The organism is Mucilaginibacter ginsenosidivorax (genome assembly GCF_007971525.1).
Classification (GTDB): domain Bacteria; phylum Bacteroidota; class Bacteroidia; order Sphingobacteriales; family Sphingobacteriaceae; genus Mucilaginibacter; species Mucilaginibacter ginsenosidivorax.
This window is the reverse complement of record NZ_CP042437.1, coordinates 906,573-927,008: the sequence shown is the minus strand read 5'-3', so window position 1 is coordinate 927,008 and position 20,436 is coordinate 906,573. Positions and strand designations below refer to the sequence as shown.

General features: G+C 46.1%; 11 protein-coding genes. All 11 read left to right on the top strand.

Annotated features, from left to right (window positions below):
* The first annotated feature begins 9 nt into the window (after window positions 1-9).
* The 11 genes from FSB76_RS03805 (at window position 10) to FSB76_RS03755 (ending at window position 20,316) form a co-directional block, all read left to right on the top strand.
* On the top strand, window positions 10-1,221 hold the full coding sequence (locus FSB76_RS03805; RefSeq protein ID WP_147052268.1) for a DUF4998 domain-containing protein: 1,212 nt from the start codon (window positions 10-12) through the stop codon (window positions 1,219-1,221).
* Between the two features lie 715 nt (window positions 1,222-1,936).
* Entirely contained in the window at window positions 1,937-4,288 is a 2,352-nt protein-coding gene (locus FSB76_RS03800) for a GH92 family glycosyl hydrolase (RefSeq protein WP_147052267.1), read from the top strand.
* A gap of 108 nt (window positions 4,289-4,396) precedes the next feature.
* Window positions 4,397-6,094 (top strand): RICIN domain-containing protein, encoded by a 1,698-nt coding sequence (locus FSB76_RS03795; RefSeq protein WP_147052266.1) that lies wholly within the window; start codon window positions 4,397-4,399, stop codon window positions 6,092-6,094.
* 325 nt (window positions 6,095-6,419) lie between these two features.
* Window positions 6,420-7,805, top strand: coding sequence for an SGNH/GDSL hydrolase family protein (locus FSB76_RS03790; RefSeq protein WP_147052265.1), 1,386 nt, complete (start codon window positions 6,420-6,422; stop codon window positions 7,803-7,805).
* 27 nt (window positions 7,806-7,832) lie between these two features.
* Window positions 7,833-8,654, top strand: a complete 822-nt coding sequence (locus FSB76_RS03785; protein WP_147052264.1) for an alpha/beta hydrolase — start codon at window positions 7,833-7,835, stop codon at window positions 8,652-8,654.
* A 310-nt stretch (window positions 8,655-8,964) separates the two neighbouring features.
* Entirely contained in the window at window positions 8,965-10,716 is a 1,752-nt protein-coding gene (locus tag FSB76_RS03780; RefSeq protein WP_147052263.1) for a RagB/SusD family nutrient uptake outer membrane protein, read from the top strand.
* A 24-nt stretch (window positions 10,717-10,740) separates the two neighbouring features.
* On the top strand, window positions 10,741-11,184 hold the full coding sequence (locus tag FSB76_RS03775) for a DUF5004 domain-containing protein (RefSeq protein WP_225976409.1): 444 nt from the start codon (window positions 10,741-10,743) through the stop codon (window positions 11,182-11,184).
* 34 nt (window positions 11,185-11,218) lie between these two features.
* Entirely contained in the window at window positions 11,219-12,220 is a 1,002-nt protein-coding gene (locus FSB76_RS03770) for a DUF4961 domain-containing protein (RefSeq protein WP_147052262.1), read from the top strand.
* A 107-nt stretch (window positions 12,221-12,327) separates the two neighbouring features.
* A complete protein-coding gene (locus FSB76_RS03765) occupies window positions 12,328-15,423 on the top strand; it encodes a SusC/RagA family TonB-linked outer membrane protein (RefSeq protein ID WP_147052261.1) in 3,096 nt (1,031 codons plus the stop codon).
* 27 nt (window positions 15,424-15,450) lie between these two features.
* A complete protein-coding gene (locus tag FSB76_RS03760; protein WP_147052260.1) occupies window positions 15,451-17,160 on the top strand; it encodes a RagB/SusD family nutrient uptake outer membrane protein in 1,710 nt (569 codons plus the stop codon).
* 36 nt (window positions 17,161-17,196) lie between these two features.
* On the top strand, window positions 17,197-20,316 hold the full coding sequence (locus FSB76_RS03755; protein WP_147052259.1) for a SusC/RagA family TonB-linked outer membrane protein: 3,120 nt from the start codon (window positions 17,197-17,199) through the stop codon (window positions 20,314-20,316).
* Window positions 20,317-20,436 lie beyond the last annotated feature (120 nt).

The following is a 20,436-nucleotide window of genomic DNA, read 5'->3' as shown; positions in this document are numbered from 1 at the left end:
AAAGAATTTATGAAAACGATAAAATATTTTGCCCTCCTGTATGTGCTTGGCCTTATTGCCGGGTTAAACTCGTGCACAAAAACAACGGGCGATGCTTATAAAAAATTTGAAAAGGGCGGCGAGATCACTTACCCCGGCCGGGCAGATACCGTGCTGGTACAGGCAGGTTACAACCGGGTACAATTGGCTGTAGTTTTGGGTAACGACCCGCTGGTTACCAAAATCAGGGTATACTGGAATAACCAGGTCGACTCTACCGATGTACCCGTAACGCATTCGGGCGGTAAGGATACCGTTAAAGTGATTGTTCCTAACCTTACCGAGGGCAACTATAATTTTACGGTATACACTTTTGATAGCCAAAACCATAAATCGGTAGTTATTAACGGATCGGGAATTGTTTATGGCCCAAGCTATCTGACCTCATTAACCAACAGGACGTTAAAATCCTTAACCGAAAGCGCCGATGGCAATAAAATAGAACTGAGCTGGGGCGTACCTGCCGGCGGAGAGTTAGGAGTGGAAATTAGTTATACCGGGCAAAATGGAGCCGCCCGCAAAATAGTGATACCTCCAACCGAAACCAGCACCGAGCTGCCCGATTATAAAGAAAGCACGCAGCTTACCTACAAATCATTATACAAGCCCGATTCAACCGCGTTTGAAACGTTTTCGCCCCCCGCGTCAACAGTTACTTTGCCAAAGTTTGAAAGGCAGCTTGATAAATCGAAATTTGCCCTGGTTACTTTACCTACCGACGTAAATGAAGGCGGGTACGGCTGGCTGCAAAGCTACCTGTGGGACGAAAATTACAACCCGCCGGGCTTTGCCACGCAATCCATCATCCCTTGCTGGTTTACGTTTGATAGCGGCGCATCGGCCTCAATAAGCCGTTTTAAAGTTTGGCAGGCCAATGACAGGCTGTACAACCTGGAGAGCGTAAAAACCTTTGAGCTGTACGGCAGCAACAGCCCGTCGGCAGATGGCAGTTTTTCCAGCTGGACAAAAATAGGCTCCTATACATCAGTGAAGCCTTCAGGTTTACCTCCGGGACAAAACACGGCGGCCGACGTAGCCTTTGCATTGGCCGGTGAAGAATTTACCGTGGCCGATGGTACGCCCAAATTCAGGTACTACAGGTTTAAGCTATTAACCAACTGGGGCGGCGGACATTTTATGACCATGGAAGAAATTGCTTTTTATACGCATGACCGGTTGTAGTTTGATGCAACTATATATAAAGTAAACAAATAGCCATTCCGCATTCGCCGGGTGGCTATTTGTTTGTAAAGAAGACCGGTGTGGGCCAATCTTTTTATTTCATGTCATTAATAAATGGATTGTCATAAGAACGAACCCGATAGGGATGAGTGCCGGGGCTACCGTGTATCTATGTGTTTTATATAAAAGAAAAATGTCATTTCGATGGAGCAAGGGGGCAAAGAGCGGGAGCGCGAAGGAGAAATCTTGTACTCCCTGCATCACCACAAGCCCTCGGAATGCGAGGCGTACAAGATTTCTCCTCACCCCACCGCTCCAACCCATCCCAGTTTCGTTCGAAATGACAACGGGTTTCATTAATTGATGAGATTCAAAAGATGTGTGTACACGGTAGGTGCCGGAGGGAGATGAAATCTTGTACTCCCTGCATCACTACAAGCCCACAGAATGCGAAACGTACAAGATTTCTCACCCTTTCCCCACACGTTCCAGCCCTTCAAGGGATTCGAAATGACATTCGGTTTTATTAATTGATGAAATCCAGCAGATTCAAACTGTGTTAAAAAAGCCCTGTCACCATAAACCGCAGCGCCCTAAAAAAACTTTGTAAAAATTATCATACAAAATTTTGCTAAATCGTTTTTATTAGATAATTTGGTCGATAATTACCAATTATAAAAAGAGTTTCTAAAATATATTTCCAGGGATTAAAAAGATGACCAATAATAAAAGGGCTGGTTTTGTTGCTTTGTCGGGCAAAAAATGTTTTACTGTGCTGTTAACTGCTGCGTTAACTTTTGGGGTGGCAGGGTTAAAGGCTCAAACACCGGCTGCTTACGTAAATCCTTTTATTGGTGCAACTACCAATGCAGATGAGGCCGGAGTTTACCACGGCCTGGGTAAAACATTTCCGGGGGCTACCACACCTTACGGTATGGTACAGATAAGTCCAAACACCATAACGGGTGGCGATAATGGACCGGGTTACAGCTTTGAGCATACCAGTATTGAAGGCTTTGCCATGACCCAAATGAGCGGTATAGGCTGGTACGGCGACCTTGGCAACTTCCTGGTGATGCCTACCGCCGGTAAAATGTACACCATAGCCGGCAAACTGGATGGCTCCATGAAGGGCTATCGTTCGCAATACGACAAAAAAAGTGAAAAAGCATCCGCAGGATATTACAGCGCTCTGCTTACCGATCATAATATTAAAGCCGAAATGACCGCTGCACAACATAGCGGCATGCTGCGTTTTACATTTCCGCAAGGTACTGATTCGCGTATTCAAATTGATTTGGCGCGCAGGGTAGGGGGCACCTCAACCCTGCAATATGTAAAAGTTGTTAATGATCATACTATTGAAGGCTGGATGAAATGTACGCCAGATGGCGGCGGCTGGGGCAATGGCGACGGCCATGCCGATTACACCGTTTATTTTTATGCCGAGTTTAGCAAACCGCTGAAGGACTTTGGTGTTTGGAGCGCCAATATCCCCGATGACTGGAGCCGTAAGCTGGACGATGTAACCGGGAAAAAATATTTAGATAGGGTGGCCGAAGCCGAAGTATTAAAAGGCGCAACAGAAAAACAAGGTAAGCACCTGGGTTTTTATACCCAATTTGCCACCCGGGCCAATGAACAGGTACTGCTTAAAACAGGCATATCCTTTGTAAGCATCGCGGGAGCAAAAAATAATTTGAATACCGAGATTAAGGATTGGAATTTTGATGCCCTGCACCAAAAAGCCATTGCTTTATGGAATAAAGCTTTGTCAAAAGCAAGTGTGCAGGGCGGCACGCCAGATCAAAAAACGGTATTTTATACGGCGCTGTACCATACCATGATAGATCCGAGAATCATCAGCGACGTGGATGGCAGGTATCCGGGCGGCGATGGTAAAACACACCAAACTGCCAATTTTAACAAGCGGACTATTTTTAGCGGATGGGATGTGTTCCGGAGCCAGATGCCCCTGCAAACCATCATAAACCCGGGCCTGGTAAACGATGAGATCAATTCGCTGGTAACATTAGCGCAGGAAAAGAAAATGGATTACCTGGAACGCTGGGAGATCATGAACGCTTATAGCGGCTGTATGATTGGTAACCCGGCTGTATCGGTAATTGCCGATGCTTACACTAAAGGTATCCGCAATTATAACGTGCCCGAGGCTTATCGCCTTGCCGTGGGCTCGGTTGAAAAATTTGGTAATGGCGATAAGGGTTTTAGCGGTGGCGATATAAGCATATCCTTAACATTGGAATATGCCTATACCGACTGGTGTACCGGTCAGCTGGCTAAATGGCTGGGTAAAACTGCCGACGCTGCAAAATATAGCCAGCGCGGACAGGCATACAAAAATGTGTTCGACACCGAAAAAGGCTGGTACAGGCCCAAAGATGATAATGGCAACTGGAAAGCCTGGCCCGATTCGGCACGTACCAAACAATGGTATGGCACTATTGAAAGTAACCCCTACCAGCAAGGCTGGTTTGTACCACAGGACGTAAAAGGCATGGCCCAAATGATGGGTGGCAACGCCAAAACCATTGCCGACCTTAACAACTTTTTTGAAAAGGCCCCAAATAACATGATGTGGAATGATTACTACAACCATTCCAACGAGCCGGTTCATCATGTGCCGTTTTTGTATAATCGCTTAGGCGCACCTTGGCTGACACAAAAATGGACCAGGGAAATTTGTCGTCGTGCTTACCTTAACTCGGTTGATGGCCTGGTTGGGAACGAAGACGTAGGGCAAATGTCGGCCTGGTATGTGCTGGCAGCCAGTGGGCTGCATCCCGTTTGCCCTGGTGATACCCGTCAGGAAATTACAAGCCCGGTATTTAATAAAGTAGTTTTAAGGCTCGACCCTAAGTATGCCAAAGGACAAACGTTTACAATAACCGCGCTTAAAAACTCGGCGGCCAATGTTTACATCCAAAGCGCAAAGTTAAACGGCAGGGCTTACAACAAGTGTTACCTCGACTTTAAAGATATAGCCGCGGGCGGCACACTGGAACTTACCATGGGCAGCAAGCCCAATAAAAACTGGGGAATTTAATATAAGTAATGTTTTAATTAAGAGTGGTTGAATTGTGAAGATATGCTAAATCGATTTATGAAAAACCAATAATAAATTATATATCTATCAATTAATTAAAACCAAATTATGAAAACCAAATTATTTACCCTGCTTATTGTGGGCACCGCCTTACTCACTGCCTGCAAGCGCGAAAAGTCGGCTAAACCCGAGCCTCCTGTAACTAATTCCGGAGGGGCCAAAATTCCGTTGTCCGGTTCGTCCGTGTCCGCGTATGGCACTTTTTATATCAGTAATGTATCCAGCAGTAAAATCATCGAAATAAATGGCGTGGGAATGTTAAATGATGGTAACGCCGCCCAGCAATACCAGTATTTTGGCAGCGGTACTGCAACTAACCCTAACCAAAAATGGTACATCGTTCAGCAAGGTACCGGCGCCATTACCAGCAGCACCAAATTTAAACTCATGAATGTTGCCAGTGGCAAATACCTTGAGGTACCCCTGGCATCTACCACGCCGGGAGTAGGTTTATGGCAGGATAAAGCCAATACCAACAACGCCCAGCAGTGGTACATCCAATCGGTAGGTACCAATGTGTACAAGATTATTAATGTAGGCAACGTTTTGGCGGTAACAAACGAAGGTGCGTCAACCAGTAATGGTACGGCCATCACCCAGGAGCCTTTTGTATCGGGCAATACCTCCCAACAATGGGTGTTGAACAGCATTGCTGCCGAATCATATCGTGATGACGATGTGGTAAACTTTTTTCACCGGGCAAACGGTACAGTTGCTTTTGATGAAGGTAAAAGTATTGCCCTTACCTATGGAGCCAATAGCGGAAAGGTACTTTGGATAACCGAGGATGCTTATGCGGCTGATCAGCTACAATCAAACGGACAATTGTATTGCCAGTTTTTTAAATACCATAATTCGGCTTTATTACAGCCGGCAAGTCATAGCTGGGATCAATCATTAACGCCTAATATAACTACTACAAATTCGCCCATTAGCAACCTGGAGATCATTGAGAGCCCCGGCGACCATAACAGTACTTATCGCTGGCCGGGCATTGGGATTGAGGCAGGTAGCAAAGTTTTGTTGTATACTTATGAATCAGCAAACGGGTCGACCCCTGCAAACCAGGCTGTTTACTCCATTAACCAAAACACGGCAGGTTTAAATTGGGGGGCGGCAACAAGGCTTACGCCTAACGGTATGTCGGGCCAAACTGATGTCGGTTTTTCCAACGGGATGGTGAAAAATCCGGCTGGCGACTCGGTTTATGTATATGGCAGCAAAAGTGTTTATTTTAATTTATCAAATGTATTCCTGGCGCGGTTTGCGGCAAACAACCCAACCAATTGGACATTCTGGACAGGCACAGGCTGGTCGGCCAGCCTGCAATCTGCATCAACAGCTGCAATTACAGTTGGTTCGGGCAATACAACGCAGCAAAACGTAATCATATCAAAAGTGAACGGCAAATACGTAATGATGCAAATGGATCTGGGTTACTTCTGCGATCCGGGCAACCACAATATTTATATATCTACAGCAACCAGTCCGAAGGGGCCGTTTACTGCGCCGCAATTGGTATTTACCATTAATGATATGTACAACGGGCACCTGGCTAAATATTATACGCCGGCAATACATCCCGAGTTTAATAATGGGCATAATGAGCTTTTGGTTACCTATTGCTTAAACTATAATGCCGATGGTGGCAGCTGCTCAACCCAAACCTGTTTTAATAATAACCAGGACCCCAATTATTACCAGGTAAAAGGGGTACGGATACCGTATTCGCTGGTGGGATTGTAACAGGAAACAGAAGGGAATTAAAAAGAAAAAGCGGGGAAAGTGCGATCCTCTTGAGAGGGGGGGGGCGATACGGAGGCTAATGAACGCCGCCTAACACACCCCTGCCATCGCTCAACCTTTCGCGCCCCCCTCTTGAGAGGGGAATTAAAAAAAAAGCGCGGGAAGGTGCGATTCCCCTCTTGAGAGGGGGGAGGGGTGTGTTTTATACGAGCAGCTAATTAAACGCCGGCCAACACACCCCTGCAGCCGCCCGGTCTTTCGCTCCCCCTCTCGAGAGGGGAATTACAAAGAGCGCAGAAAAGAATATAATTTGAACAACCATACAATGAAAAAAGCATTTTTACTATTAGCCGGCATTAGCCTTTCCGTTTGGGCCAGCGCGCAAAAAATCGCACCGTTTAAGGCGGGCGACAGGGTGGCATTTGTGGGCAACAGCATTACCGATGGCGGGCACTACCACTCGTACATTTGGCTGTATTACATGACGCATTACCCCAACATGCGGATAACCTGTTTTAATGCAGGCATTGGCGGCGATGTTATAGGCCAGATTTATGACAGGTTTGATGATGATGTGCTTGATAAAAAGCCTAACGTTTTAACCCTTACCTGGGGCATGAATGATAGCGGCTATTTTGAATGGTACCGTGCCGATGCGCAGGATGTTATGGATAAAAGGATCCAGGGGAGTTACAAATACTACGGCATGCTGGAGGATAAGCTGAAACGTCTGTCGGATATTAAAAAGATCTTCATTTTGGGTTCGCCGTATGATGAAACTTCTAAGTTCACCACCAAAAATATCTATCCTAAGAAAAGCATAGCGTTTTCGAAAATTATCGATTTTCAGCAGGAAGCGGCTAAAAGAAACGGCTATGGTTATGTCGATTTTTATCACCCCATGGCAGCCATTAACCTGCGCGAACAGGCGAAAGATTCCACTTTTAGCCTTACGCCTAACGATAGGGTGCACCCCGATAACGACGGACACCTGGTAATGGCCTACCTGTTTTTAAAGGCCCAGGGGCTGGATAATCAGTATGTTGCCGATTTAAGCATCAATGCCCAAAGCAAAAAAGTGTTAAAAGCCGTAAACTGCCGCATCAGTAACGTAACGGCCGGTGCAGATTCGGTTGCGTTTAATTACCTGGCCAATTCGTTGCCTTATCCAATTGATACCATTCCGCGTGGCTGGGGCAATCGTAAAAAACAGGCCGATGCGCTAAAGGTAGTTCCGTTTACCAAAGATTTTAACCAGGAATTGTTGAGCGTTAAAGGCCTAAAAGACGGCGATTATAAGGTGATGATTGACGGCGAGCAGATAGGCAACTGGTCGGCCCGGCAACTGGCCGATGGCGTTAACATGGCCGAAATTACCACTACTCCCCAATACCAGCAGGCCATCCAGGTTCGCGAACTTAACGAAGAGCGCTGGGATATTGAACGCCGTACAAGAATGTACGTTTGGATGCAGTATGATTTTTTAAAGGGTAAAGGTTTGTTGCACAACGATAGCAACGCCGCTATGGATACCGTAAAAAAATACGCTGTGAAGGACATTTTTGTGAACGGCAATAAAGATAACTACAGCCGCGCCCGTTACAAAAGCCTGCGCGATGCCTGGCAAAAAGAAACGGATGTATTAACCGACCAGATTTATGCCATTAACAAACCCAAAAATCACCGCATTACTATCATAGCTGCCAAATAACCACAACCGGAAAACACCTATACCCATATGAATAAAAAAACAATAATAGCCCTTATAGCCTTTTTTATAAGCTTTATAAAGGTTGATGCAGCTACGGTAGATACCGTTTTAACGCACAGCAATGCCATGCGCCAGGATATTAAGGCGGTAGTAATAAGGCCTGCAGGTTACCAGGCAGGCAAAAAGTTTCCGGTGCTGTACCTGTTGCATGGCTTTAGCGGCAATTACAGCGATTGGATTTTAAAAGTACCCGCCATTACCAAACTGGCCGATGAGTATCAAATGATGATTGTATGTCCCGACGGCAATTTTGCAGGCTGGTATTTTGATAGCCCCATGAATAAGGACTGGCAATACGAAACCTATGTTGGAACCGAACTGGTGAACTGGGTTGATAAACATTACGCTACAATTGCCGATAGGAGCGGGAGGGCCATTACAGGCTTAAGTATGGGTGGACACGGTGCCATGTACATCGCCTTTAAACACCAGGATACTTTTGGCGCGGCGGGCAGCATGAGCGGCGCGTTGGATATCAGGCCCTTTTCGGATGCGTTTGGTATCGAGCAGGTATTGGGAAAATACAGCCAATATCCCGAAAGGTGGGAAAAAAACAGCGTTATCAATATGATATACCTGTTAAAACCAAACTCGCTGCTTATTACGTTTGATTGCGGTTACGATGACTTTTTATACCCGGCAAATGTTGCTTTTCATAATGAGCTTTTAATGCGTAAGATTCCGCATGATTTTACAGTAAGGCCTGGAGCGCATACCTGGGAATTTTGGAGCAACTCGGTTGTTTACCAGGCGCTGTTTTTTAGCCGCTACTTTAACAAAATAAAGTAGGGGATAGTGTTACGAAATTTAATTACCGGGCTTGTAATATTTGGCCCGGTTTTTAAACACTTTTTTAATTTTTATCAGATTTTAATGCAAACAAAATAAATTAAAAAAAAGTGTTCAAAAAATTTGCTAAATCGTTTTTATGATTTAAATTAGCAGTCAGATTAAACATCTGTTGTAAACCAACTAATACCAATATACTTTTTTTTAGGCAATCTGCGTAAAGCTGTCAAATTTAGCTAAATCGATTTTTCGATATTGTTTAAATGGACTTGTAGTGTTAAAAATATGCTATTGTAAATAAACCTGTAATATGAAAAAAATTTACTTCAAGGTTCTTACTTTTTCGATGATCGGGCTTGCGCTTTGGGGCATGTCATCCTGTAAAAAGGATGGTTTCCTGGGGCAAACCACTACATCAAACTTAACCCAAAGCACGGTATTTGCCGATAGCGCCAATACGGTGGCGTTTTTGTCAAACATCTACAGTAATGTGGGTTTCAGCTTTAACCCCGGCCGCTTTTTATACGGGCCTATTTTATCGCCCACAACCAACGGCGGGCTCGATGCCGCATCTGACGAAGCCGAGGTTTACACATCGGCCGGCTCTACCGCTTTGGCTTTTGAATCGGGCACTATAAACGCAGCTGTAGTTACCGATGATGCTTATAAAAACAGCTATACCAACATTCGTGCGGTAAACCAGCTGCTGGCCAATTTGCCAAAATCGCCTATAAATAATTTTACCAAAACGCAGATGCGCGCCGAAGCTCATTTTTTAAGGGCCTGGTACTATGCTATATTGTTGAAACACTATGGCGGGGTGCATATAGTTAACGATAAAATTTACAACTACACAGATGCCATCCCCGCAAAACGGAATACCTACGCCGAAACGGTAAACTATATTTTGGCCGATTGCGATACCGCCGCGCTGGAGTTGCCAACCGTTCAAAGCGGCTTAAACTATGGCCGCGCTTCAAAGGGTGCCTGCCTGGCCTTAAAATCAAGGGTTTTGTTGTACGCTGCAAGTCCGTTATTTAACGGGCAATCGATAGGCGATGGCGCTACAAAAGAACTGGTAGGCTATGCCACTTATGATAAAGAACGCTGGAAACTGGCCGAGGATGCCGCTATTGCAGTAATTGGTACAGGAGCCTATAAACTCAATGTGGATAATGCTACGGCACCCGGGTATGGCTTTCAGCACCTGTTTACCTTGCCCCTGAATACCGAATACATTTTTGAACTGATGCGCGGCAATAATGCCGATTTTGAGAGCCTGTGGCAACCACCATCGCGTACGGGCAAAAATGGCGCTCTGCCTTTGCAGGGTTTAGTTGATGCATTCCCGATGAACACGGGCAAAGCCATCACCGACCCAACATCCGGCTACGACCCGCAAAACCCTTATGCCAACCGCGACCCACGTTTAGATTATACGGTTATCCGCGATCAAACGCTTATCCAAAACAGGCTGTCGTCGGGCAAATCGCCTATTAATATTTTTACCGGTACCTATAATGGCCAATCGACAGGTCCCGACGCAGTTAACGTGGGCACCCGTACGGGCTACTACACCAACAAAATGCTCGATCCGGATGCCGTATCGCAGGATTTTACACATCCAACCAAAAGATGCTGGCCATTAATACGCTATGCCGAAATTTTGCTTAACTACGCCGAGGCGGCCAACGAATATGAGGGCCCAACCACACAGGTTTACCAGGCTGTTGAGGCTATCCGCCAGCGGGCAGGGTTAAACCCGTACCAGTTGCCAACCGGCTTAAACCAGGCCGATATGCGCAAAGCCATTCAGAACGAACGCCGTATTGAGCTGGCATTTGAGGAGCACCGCTTTTGGGATGTGCGCCGCTGGAAAATAGCCGACCAAACCGACAACATTCAAACCTACGGTATGGAGGTTGACCGCAATAATGCATCGGTTACTTATAAAACCTTCCCGGTGCGCAAGCGCAACTTCCGCACGGCTATGTACCTGTGGCCTTTCCCGCAAACGGAGGTAGCCAAATCGCCTGAGATGTTACAAAACCCGGGGTATTGATCACCATTATAAGATAAAAAGCAAATGAAAAAGAATAATATAATGCAACAGTGCGGCTTTTTGCTGGTAGCGATAGCGGCTATTTTGATGGCATCATGCAAAGCCGAAAAGGTATTGCCGGTAAAAGAATCTATCAAAGATATCACGGGCAGCTGGCAGGTGATCAGGGCAACCCGCAACGGCACCGAGCTTACCACCCTTATCGATTTTACCAAATTCAGGGTAAACTTTAAAGATGGCGGCTATACCATTGAAAACCCGCTGCCTTTTTTGGTAAATGCCAACGGCAAATTCTCGCTCGACGATCCGGAATATCCGTTTAAAATAACGTTTACGGCAACCGGGGGCACCGCTGTATCAACACCATTCAATTACCCTATTGTGAATGGCAAAAGGCAGCTGAGCATCACTTTTAGCCCGGGCTGCCCAAACAACAGCTATGTGTACGTACTGCAAAAAGTTAACTAACCATAAACCATAACATACTAATACAACAGATTTTATGAGATCATACTTACATATAAAAGGTAAAGGTTTATGGAAGTTTTGTGCCTTAACTGCCCTGGCTATTGTGCTGGCCTGCTGCGGCGAGGTGATAACCAGCGTTGACCAGCCTGCAACTGCAACAGCAGGGTCTACAATGACGGTAACTGTTCACCTATCTATACCAACCGCTGCAGATGGCGGCCCAGACTACCTGGTGTTTGGCTTTTTGGTCCCTAAAGGATGGAAAGCGGCACAAAATACCGTTGTAACCTACTCCGGCGCGCAGGGCAGCGGCAACATGACGCTGATACCCGAAGGAACCTTAGGCAAAAACGGAAACGGCCTTACCTGGACAGCCTACATGAAAAAAACTTTCCAGATAGGTGGTAACCTTATTGACGATATGGAATGGGTGGCTTATCAATCAGATAAAGCATATTCGCACACCGGCGGGCTTGAATTTAAGGGCGATATCACCATTAAAACAAAAGTGGCTGCCGATAATAATAACTACCTGGTAAAATTAGGCTACACCATTACCGATACCGGCCACGGCTTTACCAGCGATCAGTTTGGTACCTATTACAGCGAAGTGGTAACACCCTGCTTTGAAGTTACAGGCGGCACCGGCGACCTGATTGATTTTTGCAATCCGCAGCTTACCACTGTTAACCCGCCAAAATCGTTAGATAATGACATCATTACTTTAACTTTTGATGGTACTGTTGTTAACACACCGCTAAACAACGCTACCGAAACTTACCTGTGCGCTACCGCTTATACCAGCGATGGTAAAACCATCAGCGTTTGCGAGCAAACCGATAAAACCAAAATGATACAGGCGGTGCCAAACAGTAAAAAGTACCAGCTAACGTTTTGGCCCAAATCGTTTTTTAATACTACGGCCGCGCAAACCATCACCAAAATAGAGTATTTCATTACCGATAAAACAGGCACGGCAAAGGTTGGCTATGGTAACACACTGGCGCCGTTTGTTTACACTTTTAAGTGCTCGTAACCAATTATAATACAAAAGGATGCTGAATTAATCTTGTTTTAAAATAACAGGTTGAGGTAGCTGCTAAAACGATATTTAATTATTGCCAACAATTTAAATCTTATACTATGGCTTATTGCTACTTAAAGAAATGCTTTACAGGTTTCGTCATATTGATGCTTATGCTGGTAAAAACCGGGTACGCAGCTATGCAGGATACCACAGGCAGGGGTAGTACCCATCCTGGTTGGGTAAGCGGGGTTGTACTTGATGAATATGCCAACCCTTTAAACGGGGTTAAGGTAATGATAAAAGGTAAAACCGATGCCAGCTTTACCGATAAAGACGGTCGCTTCGAGATTAACGCTGCCACCGGCGACAAGCTGGTATTTACGATGCTTAACTATTACACCAGCGAAGTAAAGATCAGCAGTAAAAGCCCTGTCACCATAAGATTGCTTGATACCTATTTAAAAGCGCCCGAAACGATAAACGTATTATACGGCACAAAAAAGGCATTTGCAAACCTGGGGTCGGTCGCCGCCATTTATACCAACCAGCTTACAACTACACCGGCATCGTTGTATACCTATGCATTGCCGGGGCAACTGCCAGGCTTGTATACGCAGCAATACAGTGGTTTTGCCAGCCCGCAAACCAGCACCCAAACCGTGGCCGATTTTATTGGCAACGTGGTGCAGCACAACAATTACTCGGCAAATGATAATACCGAAATAGGTTTATCGCTGCGCGGACAAACGCCTATAACCATCATTGATGGGGTACAGCGCGAAATCTCTTCTATCGATCCGGAAAGTATCGAATCTGTATCGGTTTTAAAGGATGCCTTGTCAAACATTTTGCTGGGCATCAACAGCTCGCGCGGCGTTTTACTGATCACTACCAAACATGGCCAGGCAGGTGCGCCCCGCATTTCGTTTACGGCCGAAGCAGGTTCGCAGCATCCCCTGGATCTGCCGAAACCACTGCCGGCCTACCAGTATGCTTATTTATATAACGAAGCGCTGCAAAACGATGGCAAGCCAACTATTTACACCGCCGATGACTTTAACGCCTACCGCAACCATACCGATCCTGCTCATCATCCGGATGTAAACTGGTTTAATACCTTGCTGCGTAACAGTTCGCCAATTAGCAGCTACAAACTGAATGTTAACGGCGGCAGCAGCGTGGCGCAATACAGTGTGTCGTTAAACTATATGGATCAGCAGGGCATGTTTAAAACCTCGCCGGCTGCAACGTATAATACCAATAACGAACTTAGCCGCTACATTATCAATTCCGATTTGAGTGTAAACGTTACCAAAAAGTTTACGGTTGATTTGCAATTGTTTGGCCGTATTCAACAGGCCACTCAGCCGGGAACAGGCTACTCGGGCATCTTGAACACATTGTACAATACGCCAAACAACGCTTACCCCGTTTATAACCCTAACGGATCATTCGGCGGTACTACCTTGTTTACCAATAACCTGTTATCGCAATCGCAGTTTTCGGGCTACCAGCGCACCAACAGTAACGATGTAATGGCCAACCTCGATCTTAATTACGATTTAAGCAGCGTAACAAAAGGCCTCTCGGTAAAACTAAAGGGCAACCTGGCTTTTGAATCGCAGGGCCTGGTAAACCGGTCGCTGCAAAACAATACCTATTTGCTTAACAAAGATAGTTCATACTCGGCAGTGGGTACACCAATATCGCAATCAAACGGCTTTGCCACGGTATCAAGCGCCCGTTATTCTTTTGCGCAGGCCGCTTTAAATTACGAGAGACAGTTTGGAAAAGGCACCGTAAGCGGCATGTTATTGTACGATACCCGGTCGGTTGTTTTAAATTATGACTTATCTGGCGTTACCACCAACAGGGCGGCCAAATTGGGCTACAACTACGATGGCAAATACTTTATTGAAGCATCGGCCAATAGTAGCGGCTACAACAGGTATCCGCCCGGTAACCAGTATGGCATGTTTTACGCGGTTGGCTTAGGCTGGCAAATGGGGCAGGAGCGCTTTATAAAAGATATTAGCTGGATAAGCTCATGGAAATGGCGCGCTACTTATGGCAAAACCGGCAACGCCAATGTTGATAATTTTGGCTACTATAACTTTTTGCAAACCTACGGTACGTCAATCGGCTACCCGTATACACTGGGTACTGCCCGCAGCGTAATTCAAAGCTATAATGAAAATACCCTGGCCAACCCTTACATCCGTTGGGAAAACGCCAAAAAACTGGATATTGGTACCGATATCTCCCTGTTTAAAGATCATTTTAAAATTACTGCCGATTACTTTCATGACAGGTACTACGACCTGTTACAAACCCGCGGTAATAGCATAGCCTTGTTAGGAACCACCTACTCGGCGGAGAATATTGGTGTGAAGTTGTATAAAGGTACCGAGCTTACCTTAACCTACCAGGACCACGTCGGTAATTTAAATTACTTTATTACCGGTAATGCAACCCGCCAAACATCAACCAATGTATTCAGCGATGAAGAGCCCGCGCCGTATCCATGGTTAAGGCACACCGGCTTATCAAACGATGTGATATTTGGCTATACTGCTTTGGGTTTCTTTAAAAACGCGCAGGATGCGGCCGCCAGCGCCACCACAGTGGGCTACACGCCACAGGCAGGAGATGTAAAATACAAAGATCTTAACGGCGACCACGTTATTAACCAGTTTGATCAATCGGCTATAGCCAATACCAAACCTTTAATTTATTACGGCTTATCGTTTGGTGTTAACTATAAAGGTTTTAGTGTAAGCGTAATTATGCAGGGCGTTACCAACCACCAGATTATTTACAACAACAACCTGGTAAATGGCTTTGCAGGCATTGGTCCGTTTGGTAACATTTACTCGGGCCAGGGCTATGACGCCTTAACCGGAAGGTGGACACCAGAAACCGCCGATATAGCTACCCTGCCGCGCTTATCATCAACCGGCAATGTTAACAATGGTTTGCTATCAACATTGTATATCCGGTCGGCAAATTACATGAGGCTTAAAAATGCCGAAGTGGGATACAGCCTGCCGCTGGAGTGGGCACGCAAATTAAGATTATCGGGCATCAGGGTATTTGCCAATGGCGAAAACCTGTACACATTTTACGGCTACAAAGGCGTGGATCCGGAAGTGTATGGTTTGGCATACCCCATACAGCGCGTGTTTAATGCAGGTATAAACATTAAGCTTTAATTATTGGCCAACATTAAAATTATGATCATGAAGAGAATTAAAAATATACACATAGCGGCCGTACTTATTTTGGTAATACTGGCAGGATGTAAAAAATATGAGCAATTTCCGGTTGATAAGGTAGGCATTCAATACGTGTTTGATCCTAAGGATTCCTTAGGCAGCAGCGCGCAGGAATTTTTGTATGGCATTTACCCGGTAATGAAAAGCGGGCATAACCGGGTAGGCGGCGATTACCTGGATGCCGCATCTGACGATGCTATGTCATCGGCATCGGGGCCAACAAACCAGGTAACCATTTTGGGTACCGCCGCATACAACTCATACACCATTCCTGCCGATGAAAACCTTTGGGCATACTATTATGCAGGCATCCGCAAGGCCAATATTTTTGTGAATAACATTGGCGTAGTGCCGGTGATGGCCAAATACAAAGGCTATTCGCAAAAGTACGTGTGGAAAAGCGAGGCCCGTTTTTTAAGGGCGCTGTTTTACTTTGAACTGGTAAAACGTTATGGCGGTGTGCCGTTGCTTGGCGATAAAGTATTTACCATAAGCGATAACGTATCGCTGCCCCGTAACTCATTTGCCGATTGCATTAAATACATTACAAGCGAATGCGATGCCATTAAAGATACATTGCTAACCGCCCCGGTTGATAACCCAAATGCCGACGCGCACCGGGTAACCAAGGGCGCCGCGCTGGCCTTAAAGGCAAGGGTGTTATTATACGCCGCCAGCCCCTTATTTAACGGCGGTAACATTGATGCCGCAAACCCGCTTACCGGTTATACCGATAATAGTTTGGCCCGCTGGGCAGCTGCATCGGCGGCGGCAAAGGATGTCATGAACCTGGGCGCTTACTCGTTGCCTAATGATTTTAAGGGTGTGTTTTTGAACCAGAATAATAGCGAAATGATACTGATAAGGCAAACGGGTTCTGATAACGCGATTGAAACCGCCAATGCGCCGATAGGTTTCCCGGGCGCGGCTGCCAAAGGCCAAACCAGCCCAAGCCAGCAACTGGTAGATGCTTTCCCGATGAGTAACGGCCTGGCTATTACCGACCCGGCATCTGGCTACGACAGCAATAACCCCTACGCCAACCGCGACCCGCGACTTGGTTATACCGTGTTTTATAATGGCGCCCGCTGGCTTAACAGCGACCTGCAACTTTATGAGGGTGGCCAAAGTAAGCCAAATACCAGCCTGCAACAAACCAAAACAGGCTACTACATGCGCAAATTTATGGGTAACGAAGAAAACGCGAACAGTTTCCAGGGCCATAACGCCGATTGGCTGGTGATACGCTATGCAGATGTGATATTAGGGCATGCCGAGGCGGAAAACGAAGTAAATGGCGCTACCAGCGATGTTTATAACGATATGATCAGCATTCGCAAGCGGGCAGGCATTGCAGCCGGCGGCAATGGCCTATACGGCTTAAAAGCAGGTATGACCAAAGATGAGATGCGCGATGCCATCCACAACGAACGCCGGATAGAATTTGCCTTTGAAGAGAGCCGCTACTGGGATATCCGCCGCTGGAAAACAGCCGATGTGGTCATGAACCAGCCATTGAAAGGTATGTCTATCAATAAAATAGGATCGAGCTTAACCTATAATATAGTTACAGCGCTGGATACCAAATTTAACCAGCCTGCTATGTACCTGTACCCTATACCCTACGATGAAGTGTTAAAGAACCCGAATATGAAACAAAATCCCGGATGGTAATCCTTCAATCAATTTAACCAAATTAATTAAGCAGTTATGAGAAAATTCATACTTTTCTTTCAAATAATAATAGCCATGCTCCCGGTGGTGGTATTTGCGCAAAACAAAACCGTAACCGGTACCGTGCGCGACCTTACCGGCGCTTTGCCGGGCGCATCAGTGGTTGAAAAAGGATTGCCAACCAACGGGGTAATTACCAATGGCAACGGTAAATTTAGCCTTATACTTAAAGGGCAGTCAAACACTATCATTGTTAAATTCATCGGTTATATACCGCAGGCCTATACGTTTAAGGATGGCAACACAGCCGATATTATCCTGCAAACCAACAGCAACGGTTTAGATGAGGTTGCAGTAGTAGGTTATGGCAAAAGATCGAGGCCTACCAATACCGGCGCTGTAAGTTCCATTTCGGCGGCTGATATACGTACTGTGCCAACGGCTAACGTGCAGAATGCTTTAACCGGTAAATTGCCGGGCTTTTTCTCGCAGCAGGCATCGGGCCAGCCGGGTAAAGATGCATCTGACTTTTATATCCGTGGCGTAAGTTCATTAAACCCCGCAGGTAACCAGCCCTTAATTATTGTTGATGATATTCAGTATAGTTACGACCAGCTGCAGCAGATCAACGTAAACGAAATTGAAAGTATCTCGATATTAAAAGATGCCTCAACCACGGCTATTTACGGTATTAAAGGTGCCAATGGTGTATTGGTGGTAACTACCCGTCGTGGTAAAAGCGGAGCGCCAAAAGTAAATTTAAGGGTCGAGACCGGCTTGCAGGCGCCTACCAAAACGCCAACCTTTTTAGATTCATACAACTCGGCAGTATTAATTAACGAAGCCTACGGTAACGATGGGCTTAACAAACCATTCACGCAGGCAGATATTGACCATTTTAAGGCCGGCGACGACCCTTACGGGCACCCGGATGTCGACTGGTATAACAAAATATTCAAGAAAAATACCTACCAGGCCAATACCAACCTGGATATATCGGGCGGTAACAACGCGCTTAAGTATTTTATCTCTGGTGGTATCCTGAAACAAAATGGATTGGTGCGTGACTTTGCCGATCCGCAGAGTTTGGTAAACACCAACTATTATTTCAACAGGTATAACTTCCGCTCCAATCTCGATTTAAAAGCCAACAAAACGTTAGACCTTCGTTTAGATGTAACCACCCGTTTTTCTGACTTGAATCAGCCTTATAACGAGAATGCCGTGGGCGAGATCTATAATTTTACCAAAGAGACGCCATTTACCGCGCCCTACATCAACCCCAATGGTTCGTACTCTTATGCTTACTCGCCGTTTAACCCCGAGCATTTGCCAACGCTGAATGCCAGGCTGGCAACCGGTGGCTACCAGCACTCGCGCCGTACCGACTTTAACTTCCTGTTCGGTGCTACCCAGAAACTGGATGCGTTAACCGAAGGTTTATCATTAACCGGCAGGGTTGCTTACTCCAGCATTGAGCAGTTTACCAAGCAAATTTTTAATGGCGGTATCCCGGCTTATCACTTTGATCCAACAACTAATCAATATGCTTTAAGGCCGGGTGCCACTTATGTATATACACCTTACGCGCTTACGGGTAATACTGATATCAACAGCAACAACTATGATGTACAGCTATATGCCAACTACGATCATAATTTTAGCAACTCGCACCATGTAACCGGCTTGCTGTTGTTTAACCAAACATCACAAACCTACAATGCGCAGTCGCTGCTGGATGCCTCGCTGGTTGCGGTGCCGCAAAAATTCCAGGGCATATCCGGCAAGTTAGGGTACGATTATAAGCAGAAATACCTGTTGGAGTTTAATATTGCTTACAACGGTACCGATAGGTTTGCAGCCAATCACCGGTTTGGGTATTTCCCGGCTATAAGCGTAGGGTACAACCTGGTGAAAGAGAAGTTTTTTACTGATAAGTTCCCGGTGTTTAGCCTGTTCAAAATAAGAGGTAGCTATGGCCTGGTAGGCTCAGATGCTGCGCCAGGTAACCGGTACGTGTACAACCAGGTTTATAAACAGGGCGGTGGCTATTATTTTAACGAAACGCCACAGGGCTACGGCACTATTTACGAAGATGCCCTTAGTAATCCCAATGTAGTTTGGGAGCGCGCCAAAAAAACCGACGTAGGTTTGGATATGAACTTATTTAACGATAAGATCTCGGCCACTATCGACTTTTTCCACGATATCCGCTACGATCAGCTGATTGTTCCGGGTAGTGTGCCCGAAATTATTGGTGTAGCCTTACCAGCGGTAAACATTGGTAAAACCCGCAACCAGGGTTTCGACGGGCAGATATCATACCACAGTACATTAGGAAAAGTACAATACAATGTAGGCCTGGTATTTTCATACGCCAAAAACAAAATTCTGTTCCAAGATGAGGCATCGCCTGCCTATCCGTGGCTGGCTTCAACCGGCAAACCAATAGGGCAGCAGTTTGGCTACCATTACCTGGGTTACTACACGGCTAATGATATATCGGCCATCAACGCCTACCAGGCCGCTCACGGCGGATCAAACGCGGGTAACCCTATAGCCGTGCCCGATAACGGCCTGCCGCTGCAACCCGGCGACCTGCGTTACCAGGATTTGAACGGCGATGGTATCATCAATGTGTTTGATAAACGTGCAATTGGCAATCCTAATTTGCCTAATACATCGCTGGGCTTGTCGTTGCAGGCGGTGTATAAAGGGTTTAGCATCAGTGCGCTGTTTGCCGGTTCGTTTAACTATAGCTTCGCGGTGCTGGGCACCGGTATCGAGCCGTTTCAGAGCCAGTTTCAGCCCATCCACCAGGAACGCTGGACACCGGCAACTGCAGGTACCGCCAACTTCCCGAGGTTAACCACCAACCCTACATCGGTTAACAGCCCTACATCTTACTTCTCGGATTACTGGCTTATTAACGCGCATTATATCCGCTTAAAAACAATTGACGTGGGTTACCAGCTGCCTACCAAATTGCTGCCATTTAAAATTAATAATGCCCGTATTTACTTAAGCGCATACAACCTGTTTACATGGACAAACTTTAAAAAATACCAGCAGGATCCTGAGGTAGCCACCAATACCGCAGGCGACGCATACATTAACCAACGGGTGCTTAATATTGGTATCCAGGCCGGGTTTTAACAATGAGGGGTGGGGCATGTCGGCGAAGACTCACCCCGACTCGGCTACGCCCGTCGGCCCTCTCTCCAACTTCGTTGCAAAGAGGGCTTGAAAAAAATATGTTGATACCCTCTTTGCGGC

Excerpts from the sequence above, each read along its gene's own strand:
- FSB76_RS03805 (WP_147052268.1), top strand. The coding sequence starts at position 10 with ATGAAAACGATAAAATATTTTGCCCTCCTGTATGTGCTTGGCCTTATT.
- FSB76_RS03800 (WP_147052267.1), top strand. The coding sequence starts at position 1,937 with ATGACCAATAATAAAAGGGCTGGTTTTGTTGCTTTGTCGGGCAAAAAA.
- FSB76_RS03795 (WP_147052266.1), top strand. The coding sequence starts at position 4,397 with ATGAAAACCAAATTATTTACCCTGCTTATTGTGGGCACCGCCTTACTC.
- FSB76_RS03790 (WP_147052265.1), top strand. The coding sequence starts at position 6,420 with ATGAAAAAAGCATTTTTACTATTAGCCGGCATTAGCCTTTCCGTTTGG.
- FSB76_RS03785 (WP_147052264.1), top strand. The coding sequence starts at position 7,833 with ATGAATAAAAAAACAATAATAGCCCTTATAGCCTTTTTTATAAGCTTT.
- FSB76_RS03780 (WP_147052263.1), top strand. The coding sequence starts at position 8,965 with ATGAAAAAAATTTACTTCAAGGTTCTTACTTTTTCGATGATCGGGCTT.
- FSB76_RS03775 (WP_225976409.1), top strand. The coding sequence starts at position 10,741 with ATGAAAAAGAATAATATAATGCAACAGTGCGGCTTTTTGCTGGTAGCG.
- FSB76_RS03770 (WP_147052262.1), top strand. The coding sequence starts at position 11,219 with ATGAGATCATACTTACATATAAAAGGTAAAGGTTTATGGAAGTTTTGT.
- FSB76_RS03765 (WP_147052261.1), top strand. The coding sequence starts at position 12,328 with ATGGCTTATTGCTACTTAAAGAAATGCTTTACAGGTTTCGTCATATTG.
- FSB76_RS03760 (WP_147052260.1), top strand. The coding sequence starts at position 15,451 with ATGAAGAGAATTAAAAATATACACATAGCGGCCGTACTTATTTTGGTA.
- FSB76_RS03755 (WP_147052259.1), top strand. The coding sequence starts at position 17,197 with ATGAGAAAATTCATACTTTTCTTTCAAATAATAATAGCCATGCTCCCG.